Source organism: Shigella sp. SIG3 (genome assembly GCF_053555855.1).
This window is the reverse complement of the sequence record NZ_JBQZXE010000212.1, coordinates 1-2,499: the sequence shown is the minus strand read 5'-3', so window position 1 is coordinate 2,499 and position 2,499 is coordinate 1. Positions and strand designations below refer to the sequence as shown.

Genomic DNA, 2,499 nt, shown 5'->3' with positions numbered 1-2,499 from the left:
AAAAGCGTGGTATTTGGTTCGCTGCTGGCGCTGGTGATTTATCTCTTCTGGCTCTATTGCACGATGGGGAATATTCCGCGCGAAAGCTTTAAGGCGATAATCTCCTCAGGCGGCAACGTTGATTCGCTGGTGAAATCGTTCCTCGGCACCAAACAGCACGGCATTATCGAGTTTTGCCTGCTGGTGTTCTCTAACTTAGCTGTTGCCAGTTCGTTCTTTGGTGTCACGCTGGGGTTGTTCGATTATCTGGCGGACCTGTTTAAGATTGATAACTCCCACGGCGGGCGTTTCAAAACCGTGCTGTTAACCTTCCTGCCACCTGCGTTGTTGTATCTGATCTTCCCGAACGGCTTTATTTACGGGATCGGCGGTGCCGGGCTGTGCGCCACCATCTGGGCGGTCATTATTCCCGCAGTGCTTGCAATCAAAGCTCGCAAGAAGTTTCCCAATCAGATGTTCACGGTCTGGGGCGGCAATCTTATTCCGGCGATTGTCATTCTCTTTGGTATAACCGTGATTTTGTGCTGGTTCGGCAACGTCTTTAACGTGTTACCTAAATTTGGCTAAATCCTTCAAGAAGCCAGCCATTCGCTGGCTTCTTGCCTCTCAGGAAATCACTTATGTCCAAATGGCAACTCGCCTTATCCTCCTTCACCACGTATGCTTTGCGTCACCTTACTATCAGGACGCTTTAGCCCATGTCCCGCTTTTTGATTTGTAGTTTTGCCCTGGTTTTACTTTATCCCGCCGGGATTGATATGTACCTCGTTGGTTTACCGCGCATCGCCGCCGATCTCAATGCCAGCGAAGCGCAGTTGCATATTGCGTTCTCCGTATATCTGGCGGGGATGGCAGCTGCGATGCTATTTGCCGGTAAAGTGGCCGATCGTTCAGGGAGAAAGCCGGTCGCCATACCCGGCGCGGCGCTATTTATTATTGCCTCGGTGTTCTGTTCACTGGCTGAAACCAGCACGTTATTTCTTGCAGGCCGATTTCTACAGGGGTTGGGCGCAGGCTGTTGTTACGTGGTGGCGTTCGCCATTTTGCGCGACACGCTGGATGATCGACGTCGGGCTAAAGTGCTGTCATTACTCAACGGTATTACCTGCATCATTCCGGTGTTAGCGCCAGTGCTCGGACATCTGATTATGCTTAAATTCCCGTGGCAGAGTCTGTTCTGGGCGATGGCAATGATGGGCATCGCGGTACTGATGTTGTCTTTGTTTATTTTAAAAGAAACGCGCCCAGCGTCCCCCGCTGCTTCGGACAAACCACGAGAAAATAGCGAGTCGCTGCTTAATCGTTTTTTCCTCAGCCGTGTTGTTATCACCACCCTCAGCGTTTCGGTGATCCTCACTTTCGTCAATACATCGCCGGTATTGCTGATGGAAATCATGGGGTTTGAGCGCGGAGAATACGCCACCATTATGGCGCTGACCGCTGGCGTCAGCATGACCTTTTCATTCTCGACGCCATTTGCGCTGGGAATTTTTAAGCCACGTACGTTGATGATCACCTCGCAGGTGTTATTCCTTGCGGCGGGGATCACCCTTGCCGTTTCACCTTCCCATGCGGTTTCTCTGTTTGGTATCACGCTGATTTGCGCCGGTTTCTCGGTAGGTTTTGGCGTAGCGATGAGTCAGGCGTTAGGACCATTTTCATTACGCGCGGGCGTAGCCAGCTCGACCTTAGGTATTGCGCAGGTTTGCGGTTCGTCACTGTGGATTTGGCTGGCCGCGGTGGTTGGTATCGGCGCATGGAATATGCTGATCGGGATTCTGATTGCCTGTAGCATAGTGAGCCTGTTGCTGATTATGTTCGTCGCGCCTGGACGCCCCGTTGCCGCTCATGAAGAAATCCATCACCACGCTTGATCTCAATCTGCTGCTCTGTCTGCAACTGCTGATGCAGGAGCGCAGCGTGACCAAAGCGGCGAAGCGGATGAACGTGACCCCTTCAGCGGTGAGTAAGTCGCTGGCAAAGTTAAGAGCGTGGTTTGACGACCCGCTCTTTGTGAACTCACCGCTGGGGCTGTCGCCCACACAGCTAATGGTCAGCATGGAGCAAAATCTGGCGGAATGGATGCAAATGAGCAATCTGCTGCTGGATAAACCGCACCACCAGACACCGCGCGGCCTGAAGTTTGAGTTGGCGGCGGAATCGCCGCTGATGATGATCATGCTTAATGCGCTGTCGAAACGGATCTACCAACGTTACCCGCAGGCGACCATCAAACTACGTAACTGGGATTACGATTCCTTAGATGCCATTACTCGTGGTGAAGTGGATATTGGTTTTTCCGGTCGCGAAAGCCATCCTCGCTCGCGGGAGCTGTTAAGCTCGCTACCGTTAGCCATTGATTATGAAGTGCTGTTTAGTGATGTACCCTGCGTCTGGTTACGCAAAGATCATCCGGCACTGCATGAAACGTGGAATCTGGACACCTTTTTACGTTATCCGCATATCAGCATTTGCTGGGAACAGAGCGACACCTGGGTG

At 52.2% G+C, this 2,499-nt stretch carries 3 protein-coding genes; all 3 read left to right on the top strand.

Translation table 11 applies throughout. The features are described from left to right. Positions 1 to 567, top strand: a 567-nt coding sequence (locus ACUU1I_RS20185) for an aromatic amino acid transport family protein (protein ID WP_449144900.1), incomplete at its 5' end; no start/stop codon positions are given. 131 nt (positions 568 to 698) lie between these two features. Next, complete coding sequence (gene mdtL, locus ACUU1I_RS20180; RefSeq protein WP_000085985.1) at positions 699 to 1,874, top strand: multidrug efflux MFS transporter MdtL; 1,176 nt, start codon at positions 699 to 701, stop codon at positions 1,872 to 1,874. Then, a partial coding sequence (gene yidZ / locus ACUU1I_RS20175; protein WP_449144899.1) for an HTH-type transcriptional regulator YidZ occupies positions 1,849 to 2,499 on the top strand: 651 nt, incomplete at its 3' end. The genes mdtL and yidZ, both read left to right, overlap by 26 nt.